The organism is Rubrivivax albus, assembly GCF_004016515.1.
In the GTDB taxonomy this organism is placed as follows: Bacteria; Pseudomonadota; Gammaproteobacteria; order Burkholderiales; family Burkholderiaceae_C; genus Rubrivivax; species Rubrivivax albus.
Map to the genome: position 1 here is coordinate 1 of NZ_SACT01000015.1, position 16,885 is coordinate 16,885.

19 protein-coding genes are annotated in these 16,885 nt (G+C 61.5%); all 19 read right to left on the minus strand.

From position 1 onward, the window contains the following. Nucleotides 1-93: 93 nt before the first annotated feature. The 19 genes from ENE75_RS24010 to ENE75_RS24100 all read right to left on the minus strand — a co-directional run bounded on the left by ENE75_RS24010 (nucleotide 94) and on the right by ENE75_RS24100 (nucleotide 16,760). Nucleotides 94-396, minus strand: coding sequence for a hypothetical protein (locus tag ENE75_RS24010; protein WP_128201519.1), 303 nt, complete (start codon nucleotides 394-396; stop codon nucleotides 94-96). A gap of 583 nt (nucleotides 397-979) precedes the next feature. Next, nucleotides 980-1,504, minus strand: a complete 525-nt coding sequence (locus ENE75_RS24015) for a GNAT family N-acetyltransferase (protein ID WP_128201521.1) — start codon at nucleotides 1,502-1,504, stop codon at nucleotides 980-982. A gap of 324 nt (nucleotides 1,505-1,828) precedes the next feature. Then, nucleotides 1,829-2,341, minus strand: a complete 513-nt coding sequence (locus tag ENE75_RS24020; protein WP_128201523.1) for a GNAT family N-acetyltransferase — start codon at nucleotides 2,339-2,341, stop codon at nucleotides 1,829-1,831. Between the two features lie 294 nt (nucleotides 2,342-2,635). Next, nucleotides 2,636-2,887, minus strand: a complete 252-nt coding sequence (locus ENE75_RS24025) for a hypothetical protein (RefSeq protein WP_128201525.1) — start codon at nucleotides 2,885-2,887, stop codon at nucleotides 2,636-2,638. A gap of 145 nt (nucleotides 2,888-3,032) precedes the next feature. Then, nucleotides 3,033-3,497 carry a DUF4279 domain-containing protein gene (locus tag ENE75_RS24030; RefSeq protein WP_158289081.1) on the minus strand — a complete coding sequence of 155 codons (465 nt, stop codon included), beginning with the start codon at nucleotides 3,495-3,497 and terminating at the stop codon, nucleotides 3,033-3,035. A 141-nt stretch (nucleotides 3,498-3,638) separates the two neighbouring features. Further along, nucleotides 3,639-4,094 (minus strand): hypothetical protein, encoded by a 456-nt coding sequence (locus ENE75_RS24035; RefSeq protein ID WP_128201529.1) that lies wholly within the window; start codon nucleotides 4,092-4,094, stop codon nucleotides 3,639-3,641. Between the two features lie 208 nt (nucleotides 4,095-4,302). After that, nucleotides 4,303-4,665 carry a GFA family protein gene (locus ENE75_RS24040; RefSeq protein ID WP_445677794.1) on the minus strand — a complete coding sequence of 121 codons (363 nt, stop codon included), beginning with the start codon at nucleotides 4,663-4,665 and terminating at the stop codon, nucleotides 4,303-4,305. 1,342 nt (nucleotides 4,666-6,007) lie between these two features. Then, nucleotides 6,008-6,400 carry a hypothetical protein gene (locus ENE75_RS24045; RefSeq protein ID WP_128201532.1) on the minus strand — a complete coding sequence of 131 codons (393 nt, stop codon included), beginning with the start codon at nucleotides 6,398-6,400 and terminating at the stop codon, nucleotides 6,008-6,010. Between the two features lie 137 nt (nucleotides 6,401-6,537). Beyond that, nucleotides 6,538-6,918 carry a DUF2314 domain-containing protein gene (locus tag ENE75_RS24050; RefSeq protein WP_158289082.1) on the minus strand — a complete coding sequence of 127 codons (381 nt, stop codon included), beginning with the start codon at nucleotides 6,916-6,918 and terminating at the stop codon, nucleotides 6,538-6,540. A gap of 840 nt (nucleotides 6,919-7,758) precedes the next feature. Then, nucleotides 7,759-8,235: a hypothetical protein gene (locus ENE75_RS24055; RefSeq protein WP_128201537.1), complete on the minus strand. Its 477-nt coding sequence runs from the start codon at nucleotides 8,233-8,235 to the stop codon at nucleotides 7,759-7,761. A 705-nt stretch (nucleotides 8,236-8,940) separates the two neighbouring features. Continuing rightward, nucleotides 8,941-9,432, minus strand: coding sequence for a DUF695 domain-containing protein (locus tag ENE75_RS24060; RefSeq protein WP_128201539.1), 492 nt, complete (start codon nucleotides 9,430-9,432; stop codon nucleotides 8,941-8,943). A gap of 133 nt (nucleotides 9,433-9,565) precedes the next feature. Beyond that, nucleotides 9,566-10,093, minus strand: coding sequence for a hypothetical protein (locus ENE75_RS24065; protein WP_128201542.1), 528 nt, complete (start codon nucleotides 10,091-10,093; stop codon nucleotides 9,566-9,568). 151 nt (nucleotides 10,094-10,244) lie between these two features. Beyond that, nucleotides 10,245-10,748 carry a GNAT family N-acetyltransferase gene (locus tag ENE75_RS24070; protein WP_128201544.1) on the minus strand — a complete coding sequence of 168 codons (504 nt, stop codon included), beginning with the start codon at nucleotides 10,746-10,748 and terminating at the stop codon, nucleotides 10,245-10,247. 138 nt (nucleotides 10,749-10,886) lie between these two features. After that, entirely contained in the window at nucleotides 10,887-11,441 is a 555-nt protein-coding gene (locus ENE75_RS24075) for a hypothetical protein (RefSeq protein WP_128201546.1), read from the minus strand. Nucleotides 11,442-11,581: 140 nt separating this feature from the next. Beyond that, nucleotides 11,582-11,998: a DUF1801 domain-containing protein gene (locus tag ENE75_RS24080; protein ID WP_128201548.1), complete on the minus strand. Its 417-nt coding sequence runs from the start codon at nucleotides 11,996-11,998 to the stop codon at nucleotides 11,582-11,584. 168 nt (nucleotides 11,999-12,166) lie between these two features. After that, nucleotides 12,167-12,520, minus strand: a complete 354-nt coding sequence (locus tag ENE75_RS24085; protein WP_128201550.1) for a DUF3147 family protein — start codon at nucleotides 12,518-12,520, stop codon at nucleotides 12,167-12,169. Nucleotides 12,521-12,711: 191 nt separating this feature from the next. Next, on the minus strand, nucleotides 12,712-13,152 hold the full coding sequence (locus ENE75_RS24090) for a GNAT family N-acetyltransferase (protein ID WP_128201552.1): 441 nt from the start codon (nucleotides 13,150-13,152) through the stop codon (nucleotides 12,712-12,714). 1,693 nt (nucleotides 13,153-14,845) lie between these two features. Next, the gene (locus ENE75_RS25830; protein ID WP_128201554.1) at nucleotides 14,846-15,592 is read right to left on the minus strand and encodes a class I SAM-dependent methyltransferase; all 747 of its coding nucleotides are present in this window, start codon (nucleotides 15,590-15,592) and stop codon (nucleotides 14,846-14,848) included. A gap of 763 nt (nucleotides 15,593-16,355) precedes the next feature. After that, nucleotides 16,356-16,760 carry a zinc-ribbon domain containing protein gene (locus ENE75_RS24100; protein WP_128201556.1) on the minus strand — a complete coding sequence of 135 codons (405 nt, stop codon included), beginning with the start codon at nucleotides 16,758-16,760 and terminating at the stop codon, nucleotides 16,356-16,358. Nucleotides 16,761-16,885: the final 125 nt, after the last annotated feature.

Sequence of the window (16,885 nt, forward strand, 5' to 3'; positions counted from 1 at the left end):
CAGGCGGCGTAAGCCTGGTTCGCGATGATGCCTCATAGGCCGCGGGCCAGGCTTACGCCGCCTGCCGGAGCGCGTCGGCGCTTGAGCGAGGTGTTAGGCCGCACCCGCGAGGCTCCATGCCCAGATGGCGGCAGTGAGTAGAAAACTGGCGGCCAGTAAACCCCGTGACCGCAACCACCCAGCAACGAGCGACACACTCAGCAAGGCAGTTGAGGCCAAGCCACCGATGGCGGCCGTTCTTGCGTAAACCGCGGGATTCGCGTAGTTGACTGCACCGGCGGCCGGGCCTTCCGCACCGAAGCGGTACGCAGCCAATACTGCTGGGTCGGCAACATAGCCGACGATGTACCACTCTCTGAGGAGCACGAAGGACAGCAGTGCAAGGACAATGACCATGGCTACCCATGCAAGCCAGAACTTCCACGTCGGCGCGTAAGCTGTGGAGCGCATTGGTCTTGGCGACGCGGTTGGTACGGGCGGAAGGGGGCTTGTGCGGCCTAACGTTTGAGCTAAGCGGACCGCAGCGGCATGCGCCCTGGCCCGCGAGACGCATGATAGACAACGGGCGTTTCGCGGGCCAGGGCGCATGCCGTTGCGGGTCCGTGCTTGAGCGAATGGTTAGGCAGCACCCACAAGGCTGCGCCCCACGAGTGAGTTCGGGCTATCTCCTTCAGGCCGAACAAAGAACGTACTCCGCTCCGCGCAGGTAACGCTACAGACGAATGCAACGCTCCGTGTGACCGCGAGCGCATCAACGAAGCCGTGTTGACACAGCCTCCGAAGCGCGCGGTCGTTTGCGAGGCGAGCGCCCTGGCGCGAGCCGAATTGCGACTGTAAACAGGCGCCTGCACGTGCTGCCTAACGTTCGAGCTAAGCCGCGCGCAGCGGCGCGGCGCCTGGCCCGCGAGGCGCAGGATACACAACGGGCGCCTCGCGGGCCAGGTGCCGTGCCGTTGCGCGTCGGCGCTTGAGCGAGGGGTTAGGCCGCACTGTTCGGCGCCTCGTACTCGAAGAGCTGCGTAAACCCACCATCTTCATCTTTCCGTAGTTCGCCTCGACTCATGCCTGCCTTCGTGAGTACTGCGTGCGATGCGCTGTTTTCTGGCGCTGTGGTGGCGATGAAGCGCGCGATGCGATGCTCGGTAGTGCCGTAGCCAATGAGGCCGCGCAGAGCTTCTGTGGCTATGCCCTGCCCCCAGAACTTGCGCAGGTAGGCGTACTTGACTTCCGGTTCTTCTTGCCCACCGGGATGAACGATGCCGCAGAACCCGATGACGCCAGGCTGGGCCTTGAACTCCACCGCGAACATGCCGTAGCCGCGCTTATCGTAGTTTCGACGGGTGACTACAAACCACTCGCGGCATTCGTTCTCCGTGATGGGCTGACCATCGCCAACCCACCGCATAGCTTCGGCGTCTCCATAGACGGCAAGCAAATCGGGCAGGTCCGAGTCGCGCCACCGCCGAACAACCAGCCGCTCGGTCTCAAACACTGCGTCGGTCAATCAGCGGCGCTCCCGTGTGCGGCCTAACGTGCTGTAGGCGTCAATCCTACCTTGCTGCATATGGCAGGAACCGGATGCATGCATCCAGAACCTGCCATATGCACCAATGCGGGTTCACCCGGAGCTTTCGGCAAACGAGTGCATGAAACCGAGGCATTTGGCTGTTCGCTGCGGTGGCCTGCCATGGGCGGCTCCTGTGAGGCCTAACGTTCGAGCTAAGCCGCGCGCAGCGGCAAGCGCCCTGGCCCGCGAGACGCAGGATAGACCACAGGCGTTTCGCGGGCCAGGGCGCTTGCCGTTGCGCGTCGGCGCTTGAGCGAGGTGTTAGGCCGCACTGCGCACCCGCCAAGCCATGTGATGCTCGTCATACAGCACGCCATCTACGAGCAGGAAGCCACGCTCGGTTCCGTACACCTCGAAACCCACACGGCGGTACAAGGCAAGCGCTGCGGTGTTCTCTGTGTTCACGCCAAGATTGACCTGGCGGACACCGAGCTCTTTCTGCGCGAACTCCAGCGCGTGCTCCAACAAAGCACGGCCGACCCCTGCCATGCGTACTTCGGGTAGGACATACATACCCCAGATGAAGGCCTTGTGCGCGAGCTTGAGCATGCCTTCCCGCTGGATGCCAACGACACCCTGCAGACCTGACCCAGAGAAGTGACCAAAGACCGCGCCGTCAGGCTTGTACGCCAACCGACTGGCCACTTCTTCGATTGGAGTAGCCGCTTCCTCCGCGTGGCTCGAAGCAAACGCGCTCGGGCACTCCAATAGACCACGTAACCGAGCGGCTTGGTATTGCTCAGCGTCGTGGGGAAGCAGACGACGGACGTTCAATGTGCGGCCTAACGTTCGAGCTAAGCGGACCCCGGCGGCAAGGCGCCTGGGCCGCGAGACGCATGATAGACAACGGGCGGTTCGCGGCCCAGGCGGCTTGCCGGTGGGGGTCCGCGCTTGAGCGAGGTGTTAGGCCGCACTGCAGCGGTATGGCTAGTGCCGGCAATACCTCCCACCTGCCCTGGCCTTTGCCGAGAACTGCCCAAGGCTTGGCCCGCGAACTCGCCTTGGCCTGCATACCGAACTTGCCCTATGACGCCAAACATGCCTGACGCCAGACACGACAAAGCCACACTACCGCCGATTTCTCGGGTGGTTGCTGGCCTGGCGCTCATTGCCACGCTTGTAGTTGCCGGTAAGACGCGCCATGAACTGCTGCGCCTCGGGACTTGTTGAATCAGGCGCCTCTGCCAGAAACTCCGCGGCTTGGCTGCCACGTAGCGTTGCCGCCAACCGTCCTCGATGCGTGACCTCGACCTCTCCGCCCTTGCGCAGGCGATAACGAAAGCCAAGGTCTTCTGGCTGTTCGGATTGATCTGCGGGCATGGGGCGGTGGAGTGCTTCGTGCGGCCTAACGTGGAGTTAAACGGCCCACGGAAGCAGGACTTGCAAGCCCGGTGTGTGAAGCTGGCGGAGCCGCCACACACCGGGCTTACAAGGCCTGCTGTAGTGGGTCCGTTTGAACGCTAAGTTAGGCCGCACCTTGCTCGCTTGGGTGGTGTTGTGTTTCGAGATACAAGGCCGCACTGCTGGACGACCAGAAGGTGAACTCAATGCTCACCGGCAATGCCGCGATGCTGCGATTGACCTCACATGAGAGCTTGAACCAAGCTGCATCAGAGCTGACAAACACATCAAGACTACAGCGAGCGCCTGATCCAGCAATTGATTCGAGCGGTTCCTCTCTTGGAACAAGCTCTTCTATCCAGTAGTTCAATTGCTCTTCTACAGTGGCTGCCTTCAGAGCCTCGGGTAGAAATCTCTTCCATCCGCCCCATTGGTGTACATTCGTCCCGACTCGCTTAAGCTGGCCTCGCATCCAGGATTCGTGAGGCTCCATTCCGAGTCTGGATGTGATCGAAGCAGGGTCAAGTGACTCCCCGAGGATCACAAGTGCGACGCTGCTGGTGTATTCGGTGATGGCGGCGGACGACATCTGTGTGTGCGGCCTAACGTTCGAGCTAAGCCGCGCGCAGCGGCGCGGCGCCTGGCCCGCGAGGCGCAGCATACACAGCAGGCGCTTCGCGGGCCAGGTGCCGTGCCGTTGCGCGTCGGCGCTTGAGCGAGGGGTTAGGCCTCACTTGCTTCCGCCGAAAACTGGCTCCAACTTGGCCTTGTCAAGGTGCCTCTCCATCGCGCCAATTGAAGCCGCGACCTGCGGGTTCGTCATCAACTCCTGCATAGCAAGCTGACCAAGAACCTGGAAGCCTCTTTGGATCGCCATGCCACCGCCTTCCGCAACCGCAGCCTTGGTTTCGTTTGGGCAAGCATCAGCCAATAGACGGGTGAACAACGCAGCTGCGACTTGAGCAGTCTTGTCACCAGTTCCTTGAGCGGAAACGTAAAGATCAGACATCTCTGGATGTGCGCCCATGGCAGAGAACATCCAGCGAGCGAGATCCTTCCTATCACGTCCGGTTGTGTTGTCAGCCAAACACTTGCCCAGAACATCAGCAGAGTTCTGAGCAAACGCATTGGGTGCTGCAACTACTGCCAGCAGAGCAGACATGATGCTGGCGAGGAGACTTTTCATAGGGTTCACTGACACCGTAGTTGCGGAGAGGAATGTGACGGGCCGTGTGAGGCCTAACGTTCGAGCTAAGCCGCGCGCAGCGGCGCGGCGCCTGGCCCGTGAAGGGCATGATAGACAACGGGCGCTTCGCGGGCCAGGTGCCGTGCCGTTGCGCGTCGGCGCTTGAGCGAGGGGTTAGGCCGCGCTGACATTCGCGCCCATATTCTCGCTATGACATGCCTGCACCAATGGCCTGCCTGTAGGGCATGCTGCTCGGATCAAAGTTCTCCAGGCAGTGCACGTTGATGCCAAAGTTGTCTGGCGTGACCCTCTTCCGGTGAAAGGGATAGATCCCACAGGTCTTGCAGAAGTAGTGACGCGCCGTCTTCGTATGAAACTGGTACTCAGTCAAGTTCTCTGCGCCTGAGAGCAACCGGAACTTGCTCTCGTGGACCTTGACCATGAGGGCGTTCTTACGCTTGCAGATCGAACAATCACACATGGTGAGTTCGGGAAAGTTGGTCTCGATCTCGAAGCGGACCGCTCTGCAGTGGCAACTTCCTTGGTACCTGGCTTCCTCTCGATCTTGCACGCTCAGCTCCCGCGCGCCATCCTGGCGGCACGCAAGTATGCCCAAGCGCTCGAGCCTACGACGTGGGGGAGACTGCGCGGCCTAACGTTCGAGCTAAGCCGCGCGCGCAGGCAGGCGGCGTAAGCCCGGGCTGAGATGATGCAACATATGCCTCAGCCCGGGCTTACGCTGCCTGCCGGAGCGCGTCGGCGCTTGAGCGAGGGGTTAGGCCGCATTGGCACGGAGAATCTTCTCGACTTCCATACGGACGAGGCCTGTGAAGCCTGGAAGATCGAGGTTCACGCCCGGGAATCGCTCTCGAAGGTTCTTACGGGCCTGAGCTTCGGCCTCCTCGCGCTGCATTGATGTTGGGACTGGCGGATGCGGCGTAGCTATCGGTTGTCGCGCACTTTGGTACTGAAGAGCGGCGCTCGATGAGCTTAGCGCTTGCCGTTCCGCCACCAACAACCGCCTCTTTTCCGCTTCAGCGAGCTCGGCTTGGTGCTCTCTTTCGAACTGCTCAATGAGGCGCTCCGTATTCTCAAGGAGCAATGCCCGTTCTTCTGTTGTGAGGCTTCTTCCAGCTGCGCCGCCAAATTTTGGTGGCACTCTTCCGGTAGGCGTTGCGCCAAATAGGCGAACAAAGCAGTCTGATCCATAGACCTTCGTTGTCCCTTCGACCCGTACCAAGTGAACCCGACGGTAGACAGAGTGGCCACACCCTTGGGCCGTGCATCGGACACGCTCGTCCTGCGGGACTTCAACGACGGCAAGCAGGACTGGCGCGGTCATGGATCATGCGGCCTAACGTTCGAGCTAAGCGGACTGCGGAGGCAGGCGCCGCTTGGCCGCGGAAGGACAATCTACAACGCTGGCCTGAAGCGGCCAAGCGGCGGCTGCCGGAGCGGGTCCGCGCTTGAGCGAGGGGTTAGGCGGCAGCACGCGCTACAGCGTCCAGTGGTGTCCGAGCAATGGAGGCCGCCTATGACCCGCAGACTGATGCAGGTAGTTGACGTATGTCCTGAGCTCCAAAAACAGCACCCACGCTATTAGTGCCACGGCCAGCCGGCTGAGCAAACGGTCACCAATAGCCTCTTGTCCGAGGTAGACCTCCAGCAAGGGGGGCAACGCGGCCCTTGTTGAGGCAATGGCCACGACACCCGATATGGCTCGTACTATCCGAAGACCGAGGAATGGAGGCATGAGTTTGGCTGCCGCCTAACGTTCGAGCTAAGCCGCGGGCTGCGGCAGGGCGGCTTGCCCGTGCGGCCGATGATGACCAAATGCGGCCGCACGGGCAAGACGACCTGCCGTAGACCGTCGGCGCTTGAGCGAGGGGTTAGGCGTCGCCAAGAAGCGTGGCCTATGAGCCATGTGCGTGCGCCCTTCCACTGCCGTCTACGTACAAGGCAAACACCTCTGAGAGCACGTAGAAGAAGCCATCCTCGGATTCATCCAAAGCTCGGACGGCGGCAATCAGTAGGGGCTCCTGCACCCAACTCGCTGCCAACGTTGCACGAGCCACGCGTGCCAGCTTTGATTTCTGGACCGTCTCCCAGTCGGAGTTGTCGACTTCGCTCGCCAGATCACAAAGTAGTGCTATCCAAACCTCGAGTCTTTGCTCTGGCGAGTAGTCGGTGGCTCCCAATTCGGCGTGGAGATCGTACGAACTCGTATCGATGCCATCACCAAAGGCTCCCGCCTCGGCAATCTCAGTCTTGAGCTTGAGGAATCGTCGATCGGAGGAAGGGGCCATGGTGCCTGCGACGCCTAACGTTCGAGCTAAGCCGCGCGCTCCGGCAGGCGGCGTAAGCCCGGGCTGAGATGATGCACCATGTGCCTCAGCCCGGGCTTACGCCGCCTGCCGGAGCGCGTCGGCGCTTGAGCGAGGTGTTAGGCCGCACATTGGTAACGCTGGCCATTCGCTTCTATACGCGCCTTCAGAGCCGAGTCTCGGGCCAAGAGCACACAGACAGTGAAGTAGCCTACAAGCGTGTTGCCCTGCGTGTAGCCCCAGTCAGTGATTTGGTCTCTCTCGAACGTCACCTGTTGCCCCCACTGCAGGCCCTTGATGTAGCTAGGCGAGCTCTTCAGGAGGCCTTGATAGCCGCCACCGCCATTGGGCCGAAACGGAGTGACCCACATGTGCTCAGCGTTCGACCCTTCCCTGAAGAGAACCTTGACCGTGTAGCCATCTGCACCTGGTTCCCTTCGGCTCTTTGTCTTGAAGAACCCGTCCAATGTGCTGCGCGCCTTTGCGATGGCAGCATTCATCTGGGGGTCCTTATCGTGAATAAGGGCCACGTTCGGATCTGCGCCCCAGGCGACGGGCGCAAAAAGAAGCATGAAAGCGATGCAGCGACTGATTCGCATGATTCGTGCGGCCTAACGTTCGAGCTAAGCCGCGCGCGCAGGCAGGCGGCGTAAGCCTGGTCCGCGATGTTGCCTCATAGGCCGCGGACCAGGCTTACGCTGCCTGCCGGAGCGCGTCGGCGCTTGAGCGAGGTGTTAGGCCGCATGCTTTAGCAGCCGCAACTAGCCCAAGCCTCAAATTCTGTGCGGCCTGACAAGCCCTTGATGGCCAGACTCGCGCGATAGGAAACCACTTCGCAAGCTCCCTCTGTGCCCGAGCAAACCTCTGACACTACGCATCTTGCGAACACTGATACGCCGTCCCCGAGCAGTTCGACCTCACGCCGCTGACCAATTCGGGAGTTCTTGTAGTCCATCAACGCGCTCTCGCCATGGCCAACCATGAGCAGTTGTAGCTTGCCATCGATTCTGATGCGAGCGGGGTCACCTACCTCCCACTGGACAACTGGCCTTCCCGCATCTCGCGCCTCGGCTGGAATACTGAAGCTACAGCCACAGCCCTGCACTTCCTCATTCGGCCTCAACGGCTCGATCACCGGTGAACCTGAGACGGCTCCACTGGCAGCAATGGCGATGATCGCGAGGGGGAGCTTCATGCGGCCTAACGTTCGAGCTAAGCCGCGGGCTGCGGCAGGGCGGCTTGCCCGTGCGGCCGATGATGACCAAAGGCGGCCGCGCGGGCAAGACGACCTGCCGTAGACCGTCGGCGCTTGAGCGAGGTGTTAGGCCGCACTCGCGGACCTACCCTACCGGGACAGGCAGAACCCGTACCGTTGCTTCTAGGATTGCCCGCTCCTCTGCGTCCGGAAGCGCGGCGACCTGCTCTACTGCGAAGCGGTAGTGCTCTGCATGCTTCGCGGCCTGCCCTGCCGCGGACGCTACGTTGGCGGCCACAGCATGCGCGAGGGCACGCTCCCACGGTTCAGCGGCCTCGGCCATGAGTATCGGCTGCGATTTGGCCAGGTAGTGCGCCGCAGGGTTTGGCAGCTTCAGAGATGCGTACACATGCGCGAGCAGTTGTGCAGCGTGCGCCTTGTTGTTCGCATTACCAACGATGTTCCAGAAGTACATCGCAGCATGCGCCGCCTGGAGCATCTCCTCGTCTTCTTCCGAAGTACGCGACTGCTGCTCCGAAAGTGACCAAGCTCGGTTGTTCGCCTGGCTCGCCAGTCGGCGCTGCCAAAGCGCCACGTCTTCTGGGCTTGGTTTCTCGCTCACTATGCCCTCCGGCGGGGTGTGATGTGCGGCCTAACGTTCGAGCTAAGCCGCGCGCAGCGGCGCGGCGCCTGGCCCGCGAAGAGCATGATAGACAACGGGCACTTCGCGGGCCAGGTGCCGTGCCGTTGGGCGTCGGCGCTTGAGCGAGGGGTTAGGCGTCACTTTGGCCTCACTCGACATGATTGGTGGACCGAGGTACAGGAACGTATACAACCCCACGGAACAGCAATAAGCCTGCAGGTAAAGCCACAAACAGCCCCACAAGAGCCTGTACGGCTTTGAACGCGAGTGACTCCGCACCAAGCAATGGCTCTGCGACACCGAGTAGGTACGAACCCAGTGCGATCGCAGGCACTCCGTAAATGATTCCGAGCGCTCCGCGCCACCGTGCCTCGGTCTTTAACTCCTGCCGGCAGGTCGCGCAGCGGAAGACAGGTCTAAGCCGCAACAAGCCACCCTCGTCGTTGACATAGCCGCCACACTTCGGGCATTCCCTGCTGAAGAACTGAGTCTCGCAATCGGTAGCTCTGAAATTCATGGCTTCGAGACGTGGGGCTTGCTATGGCGGACGAGCCTCGTGACGCCTAACGTTCGAGCTAAGCCGCGCGCAGCGGCACGGCACCTGGCCCGCGAGGCCGATGATGAACCGACCCGGCCTCGCGGGCCAGGTGCCGTGCCGTTGCGCGTCGGCGCTTGAGCGAGGGGTTAGGCGTCACTTCCGTTTGCCTGCGGAAAGAGCTGGAAGACGTTTGCCGCACTGGACCACTCAAAGTCTTGCTTCATACGGTAGTTCCAATCTCGCCGCCACTGTCGGCTTTCGAGTAGCCCTTGAAGTGCAGTGTGTGCAACCTCAGGATCGTGCACCTGAAAGAGTAACTCTCGTTGCTCGTTCCATGTGCTGCGCGCAAGAAAGAGAGCATTCGTTCCACCGTTCTCCGTTCTTCCGCCAAGCACAACGTCTTCGATCTCATCTCCAATCTCGAACAAGAGCGAACTTTCCTGTTCCGATGGCATGCCGTTCTCAATCAGTTCCCTCGCGCCAAGGGTTACGCACAAGTGCCACGAGAAGACCTCAATGTGAGGGAAGCCGAGTAGAGCATCGTTGACCACGATGACTTCGGGAAGTCCGGAGCGCTTCGCATTGAAGAGCGTGTAGTGCGGCTCTGGGACTTCTATGGTGACTGTACGCGGATGCATGCCCTGTGACGCCTAACGTTCGAGCTAAGCCGCGTGCCGCGGCAGGACGACTTGCCCGCGTAGGCGATGATGCTCAAACACGGCTGCGCGGGCAAGGCGGCCTGCCGTGGCACGTCGGCGCTTGAGCGAGGGGTTAGGCGTCTCTCTTGGATCGCAAGCCAGTGACTGCATCACGAAGCATTCTGAAATCAGGTTTCAGTCTGAACCTGTCGAGTAGTTCTTCAAGCTCACTCGGCGGGAGGGGCGCGAGACTACTGCGACGATGGTATGCGCGGAGCTTCGCGCGCTGTGTCTCTGTCGGTTCGACGGCTGATCCTACCCAGTAGAGAATGTGGACGAGTGCGTCGTCGTGCTTGCCTTCAAGTCGAAGGATGTCAGCCATCTCTGGGCTTACGCTGGCATCAAGCGCCAACGTCTGTGCTGCTGTGAACTTGCACTGCAGGGCGTGCTTGAGATAGAGATCCTTGACTTCCTGAAGGGCTGTCCATGCGAGATCGAATTCGGCCGACTTCTTGGCCGCGAGCGCTTGGTGTCGCCTTTCGGCGGCTGGGCCTAGGTAGTCCTCGAGAGCGAATCCAGCAAGAAGTTCGTCGAGCAGCTCCGTGCTCTCGTCCTTCTCAGTGGAAGTTGGTTTGCGCGATCGCTTGAACAGACCGAACACGGTTGTGAGACGCCTAACGTTCGAGCTAAGCCGCGCGCGACGGCACGGCGCCTGGCCCGCGAAGCGCAGGATAGACCACCAGCGCTTCGCGGGCCAGGTGCCGTGCCGTTGCGCGTCGGCGCTTGAGCGAGGGGTTAGGCCGCATTCACTCTCACTTGGCGACTATGGCCCACCTCTCGTGGTCTCGCCAGCGTGCCCCGATCTTGAGGTAGCGCGAGGAGAAGCCTTCCTTGACAAAGCCAAGCTTGGAGACCAGACCAATAGAAGCCGTGTTGCCGGGCTGAATGTTTGCTTCCAACCTGTGTAACTTCAAGTCTTGCCAAGAACGCCGCACCATCTCCCCAAGAGCCCAGTTCATGTACCCGCGGCGTTCATAACCCTTGAACATGTAGAAGCCAAGATACGCGCTCTGGAAGTTCCCTCGGACGATGTTTGTGATCTCGATGAACCCGGCGATCTTGCGCGAATCCAGCTCATAGATCACATACCCAAAGTCCGCAGGTCCTTGCCTCTTAAGAAGAAGTGCTCGTGCTGCAGCCGTATCGGTAGGCGGGTGAACCCACGAACGATGTAGTGACTTGCTGCGCGCAGCCGCAGCCGCGAACTCCTCCGCCTGGTGTTCACTGGCATAGGCAAGGGCAGGAGGGCTGGTCATGCGGCCTAACGTTCGAGCTAAGCCGCGCGCAGCGGCGCGGCGCCTGGCCCGCGAAGCGCATGATCGACAACGTGCGCTTCGCGGGCCAGGTGCCGTGCCGTTGCGCGTCGGCGCTTGAGCGAGGGGTTAGGCGTCACTTCAGGTCGGCTGCGAAAGTTGAACCTTCTTCGCGCCAACAGCTAGCAGCCGGGTGAAAAGGTCCTCGACGGCACTCGTCGTTGCGGATCCGAGGTCGACCGTTACGACCGTTGTGTGGCCAAAGGCCGTCGGGTCTGACATGAAGTGAACGACTTCGTACCAGCCGTCTTCGCTCGCGGGATTGTCGTCATCAGGATCAAACCAGGCTGCAAACCATTGACACAGAGCTTTGGCGGACTCGAGCGAAGGCGGTCCCGATACCGCTACAGACACGTTGTCCCATGCGAAGGGAGAGACCTCGACGCGCATGCCGTCGATGTCGGCAACTATGGGCTCAAACGAATGCAGACGATTCGAGTCCACTGAGAATCGTTGACCTCCGCCTCGCGAAACGAGATCAACCCTGCAAGGAAGGGAGAAGTCACCGTCAACTGCCAGTTCGCCAGTGGACGTTCGGAGTGCTGGCTCAATGTGAACGTCAGGCGTAGCGGCCAGAACCTCGCGAAAGCGGGCGAGGTAAAGAGCTCGGATGTACGAAAGCGACTCGGTGGGCATGTGACGCCTAACGTTCGAGCTAAGCCGCGCGCGGCGGCGCGGCGCCTGGCCCGCGAGGTGCAGGATACACAGCAGGCGCCTCGCGGGCCAGGTGCCGTGCCGTTGCGCGTCGGCGCTTGAGCGAGGGGTTAGGCGTCGCCTCAGCCATACGTGGCTTTCAGCTGTGCAAGTGAGCCAACAACCAGCTGCTCCAAGACCTTCATGTCGATGTCTGCGAGCTTCTTGATGTACAGGCAGGACTTGCCCATTTTGTGCTTGCCGAGCTTGGCAAGCAGTGCCTCTTGTTCGCCACCTTCCGCTACGAGGTAGACGACAAGCTCCTTGCCTCGTATGGCGAAGCCGGTTCTGCACATCTCACCAGTTCTGCCGCTCTCGTAGGTGTACTTGTAGAGCCCATATCCAACGATGCTGGGTCCCCACATCAGAGGCTTCTCCTTGGTCACGCGCTTCAGCATGGCCATCAGGCTCTTGCAATCAGCCTTCTGCTCTTCGCTGGCGCGCGAGGCGATGTATTCATCGATGCTCGCATCGGTGGCCTTGGTCTTGAGTTCAGCCATTGCAGCGAGCTCCGATGGTGGTTGCCTGCGACGCCTAACGTTCGAGCTAAGCCGCGCGCAGCGGCGCGGCGCCTGGCCCGCGAAGCGCAGGATACACAGTGAGCGCTTCGCGGGCCAGGTGCCGTGCCGTTGCGCGTCGGCGCTTGAGCGAGGTGTTAGGCCGCACTCTTACGCCAACAGTTCGATGCCAAAGCGCCTGAGTACCACACTGAACATGGCAAAGGTCGCGACGGTGATGACTACGCCAGTAGCCAGCGCGAACCAGAAGCCCAGGCGCTGTAGTAGCCAGGGAAAGGCCAGGAACATGGGTAGCGTGGGCAGGACGTACCAGAACGTGTAGTAGGCGTGATTGCCGATCTTCTCGTTCGATTGACCTTCGACCTGCAGCCAGACCAGAACAAGCACAGTGACCAAAGGAAGTGCTGCAATGAATGCGCCTAGCCTGTCACTGCGCCGCGCAACCTCGCTGACTGCGACTACGACAGCCGCAGTGACCAGGTACTTCATCGCTAACCAGAGCATTTGGCCTTACCGACACTTCCTTCGCGGACCACAGGCGCTCACGAGCACCAAGGTATGGGGCTTGTGCGGCCTAACGTTCGAGCTAAGCCGCGCGCGACGGCGCGGCGCCTGGCCCGCGAGGCGCAGGATACACAGTAGGCGCTTCGCGGGCCAGGTGCCGTGCCGTTGCGCGTCGGCGCTTGAGCGAGGGGTTAGGCGGCACTCTCTGCCTCTCGGCAAGCGAACTGCTTGACCAAGATGGTTCTGGTGAACTGGCCAACATACTTTGGCACCGAAGCGACGACGTTGTAGCCACAGCGACGATAGAACTCAACGTTCTCCTGCAGCAGCGTATCCAGAAGCGAGTCTTGGCAGCCGCGCGCCACGGCCTCGCCTTCGAGTGCTTCCAGAGTGCGCCTGCCAAGGCCTTGTTTGCGCATGGCCTCGGCTACCCACAACGAACTGACGAACAAGCGGCGGTACTCTGTGCGACCACACGCACCAGCAACCAAGATCCCGCCGTCTCGGACCAGAGCAAAGATGCTGCGTGCGTTCCCACCGTGAGCCTGGGCTCTGCCATAGCTGAGAACCCCAGACTCGATGCACTCGATATCGATGGGATTGGCTATTTCCGAGACTTCGACATCCGCCACGGCTGAGGCCTTCGTGCCGCCTAACGTTCGAGCTAAGCCGCGCGCGGAGGCAGGCGGCGTAAGCCTAGTTCGCGATGATGCCTCATAGGCCGCGAACCAGGCTTACGCTGCCTGCCGGAGCGCGTCGGCGCTTGAGCGAGGTGTTAGGCAGCACTCCTCGGCCTGACCCAGGGCGAAGGAGCTTCCCGAAGCGTGGCGCCCTGCTGCCCGGCCTTTGGCCGCGCGCCTCCGGGCCAGCTGCACCGGAGCTTCTGTCTTCGCGCGCTGCGCGCCCGCCGCCTGCACGGCCTTGCCTACGACGAAGTTCGCTCCGAGGGCGGCGGCACCACAAACTGACTGCTTCCGTCCTGCCTGTCGAAGTACTGCAGCGTTGCACGTCTTCCACGCTCTCTTCCGATTCACGCCGTGGCGTCCGGAGCTTTCGAGCGCCGAGCTGCGCGGCTATGCCGCGCCTTGAGGCTGTTCAACTCACGGCGACAGCCGCACTTTCTGCCACGAGCCACAACGGCGCCGCCAGCGTGCTGCCTAACGTTCGAGCTAAGCGGACCGCGCCGGCATGGCGCCTGGCCCGCGAGATGCATGATAGACAACGTGCAGTTCGCGGGCCAGGCGCCATGCCGGTGCGGGTCCGCGCTTGAGCGAGGTGTTAGGCAGCACTCCTGGGCCTAGCCTTCGGCGACAGGACTTCCCGGAGCGCGGGGCCCTTTGACCCAGCCCTCGGCCGCGACCCTCCGGCTGCCTCGCAGCGGCGCTTCCAAGTTCGCGCGCAGCGCGCCCGCCGCCTGCACGGCCTTGGCTACTGCGAGCTTCCTTCCGAGGGCGGCGGCACCACAAACTGACTGCTTCCGTTCGGCTTTTCGATGTGCTGCAGCGTTGCAGGTCTTCCACCCTCGTTTCCGATTCGCGCCGCCGTGTCCGGAGCTTTCGAGCGCCGCCTTGCGCGGCTTCGCCGCGCTTCGTGGCTGTTCAATTCTCGGCGAAAGCCGCACTTCCTTCCTCGACTCGCAACAGCGCTGCCAGTGTGCTGCCTAACGTTCGAGGTAACCGGACCGCTGCGGCAGGGCAGCTTGGCCCGGTTGGCGAAAATGTACCGTGTACCGCCGACCGGGCCAAGCTGCCCTGCCGTAGCGGGTCCGGTTGACCGAGGTGTTAGGCCACGCGCAGCTTGGCACGAACTTGAACTTGTGCGCGAGGCTGCAAGGATGCTGAACCTGGCTCCGCGGAAGCAGGCGTTGTGCGAGGCTGCGCCGGGCGTAACGATGGACCTGCAACTGAGCCAAGTCGTTGGCTTGCCGAGCTGGCGACTAACCCGCGAGACCGGGTACCTCTGAAGACTTGTAGTAGCCGAGTGACGGGGCCACTGGCAAGAGACCCTTGCGGTCTAGGCCCGTGTAGAAGAGCGGGCCGTGACTCGTGTAACTGCGACCGCTGCGTTGAACGGGGCCCACCGGCGCATGTGAATGGGTTCGAGCGCCTGGCACGAGGATAGAAGCGCGGACCCCTTCGTGGCTGTTCAGTTCACGCCGAAGGCGCTGTTCCTGTTCGAGTCGCACGTGCTTTACTCTGCGTGGCCTAACGTTCGAGCTAAGCCGCGTGCAGCGGCGCGGCGCCTGGACCGCGGAGCGCAGGATACACAGTGAGCGCTTCGCGGGCCAGGTGCCGTGCCGTTGCGCGTCGGCACTTGAGCGAGGGGTTAGGCCTCAGCGTGCCGTGCGACGTAAGCATTGAAGCCGAAGCAATGACGACCATGCTTCTCAAAGTTGGCGTACCAAGTGCGTGCACTCCTTCGAACTGACTCGCCATCCTCTGGAGGCAAGTCAGCCGCGAGGCTGAGGCGGCCGTTCAGTACCGCTCGTTCGTACGTCTCCCAAGAGAACTCGGAGGCCGCGGTTTGATATTTGACAGACAGCCCAACTTGCTCCAGGACGTCAATGCCTTCCGAGGCAGGCCAAAGGAACCTACGATCAATGCCAAGAAATGAGAGAAAGTCGTCATCCGGCTCTCCCTTCCAGACAAGCTCTGCAAACACAAGTACTCCGTTCGGACCCATCAGCGTCTTGCAGCGATGTAGCGCTTCCCGTGGGTTGCCGATGGCTCCAGACGATCCAATACACACAACAACATCGAACTGATCACCCTCTACGCTCTGCAGTGGACGCTCTACGAATTCAACATTGCCGACAAGTACAGTGTTTCGCGCTGCCGACCTGCCTCGATCAAGAAACGTGCGGTTCAAGTCGATGGCGAGAACACTGACGGGCGCTCGTGAGGCCAAGCCAACTGAGAACGAGCCTGGCCCGCAGCCAATGTCTAAGGCCGTAGTCGGTTCCCAGCGTGTCGCCCAATCAACAAGGTCTTCCATCTGGTCCGCTGCCAACGGATTCGCGTGCGGAACATCCTGATGCGCCGCAGCCGACACTTCATGACGGGATGGGGCCATAGAATCTGAGGCCTAACGTTCGAGCTAAGCCGCGCGCAGCGGCGCGGCGCCTGGCCCGCGAAGGGCATGATAGACAACGAGCACTTCGCGGGCCAGGTGCCGTGCCGTTGCGCGTCGGCGCTTGAGCGAGGGGTTAGGCGTCACCTTTGCAGCGCTAAAGCAGCTTATAGACGACCCCTACCCACCACAGCACCACGGCTACGCCAGCCCCGGCAGCGCCGACGGAGGTGAGCCAGGCAATTGCCGACGTGAAGGGAATTCGGCGCCCATCAATCAGTAGCGCGCAAAAAGTGCTGACTAAGGCCGCAACAGCCCATAACTCCGCATGGCCTGCGCGCAGAACGTACACAAAGATTTGGCTTCCAGGTATGACAAGCGCGAGCACAATCGAAACAGCAGCTGTGATAAGCACTATAGCTGTGCGAGCGATTGCGGGCGGGCGAAACCACAAGAAGAGTGCAAGGCATATGACCATGACTGCGAAGATCGGCGGAAGCGTCAGAAGTGTGCCGTCACCGGCCTTTACCGAAAAGGCGACCCTACGAGCAAATGTTACCAACGCAATAGTGGCAAAGATGCACGAAGCGACAGCGCCGAGAATTCTCCAAGCAGGACGACTCATTGCGCGGTTGCCTGTGACGCCTAACGTTCGAGCTAAGCCGCGCGCAACGGCGCGGCGCCTGGCCCACGAAGCGCATGATAGACAACGGGCGTTTCGCGGGCCAGGTGCCGTGCCGTTACGCGTCGGCGCTTGAGCGAGGTGTTAGGCCGCACTTTGCTTGCTGAGCTTCGCGGCGACGCCCTCAAGGTGCACCCGCCTTGCCTGCGCCTTGCGCTCACGCTCTACGCGGCGACAGGCGTTGCATAGCTTTGCCTTTGATTCCACTGAACCCTTGGCGACCTCGTACCACCACTTCTGGCGGGTTGCAGACCACACTTCTTCCTTCTCGCAACCGGCACACTTGAACAGAACATCCATGTAGTAGCCACGTTGCGCGAACTCAGGGAGCCCGAAGCTGTTTGAGGGCGCAAGGTTGTGCGGATTACATGGCGCCGTACCGCCGGAAACCTCCCTTCGGGGTTCGCCGCCGCGAAGCACTGGGCGCGTTGTTTCACGCTTGACGCGGTTGGCTTTCAACTCTGCCTTACGTTGCTTGCCGCTCTTCATATGCCGGCGGAGGGTGTTCTGTGCGGCCTAACGTTCGAGCTAAGCCGCGCGCGCAGGCAGGCGGCGTAAGCCCGGGCTGAGATGATGCAACATATGCCTCAGCCCGGGCTTACGCTGCCTGCCGG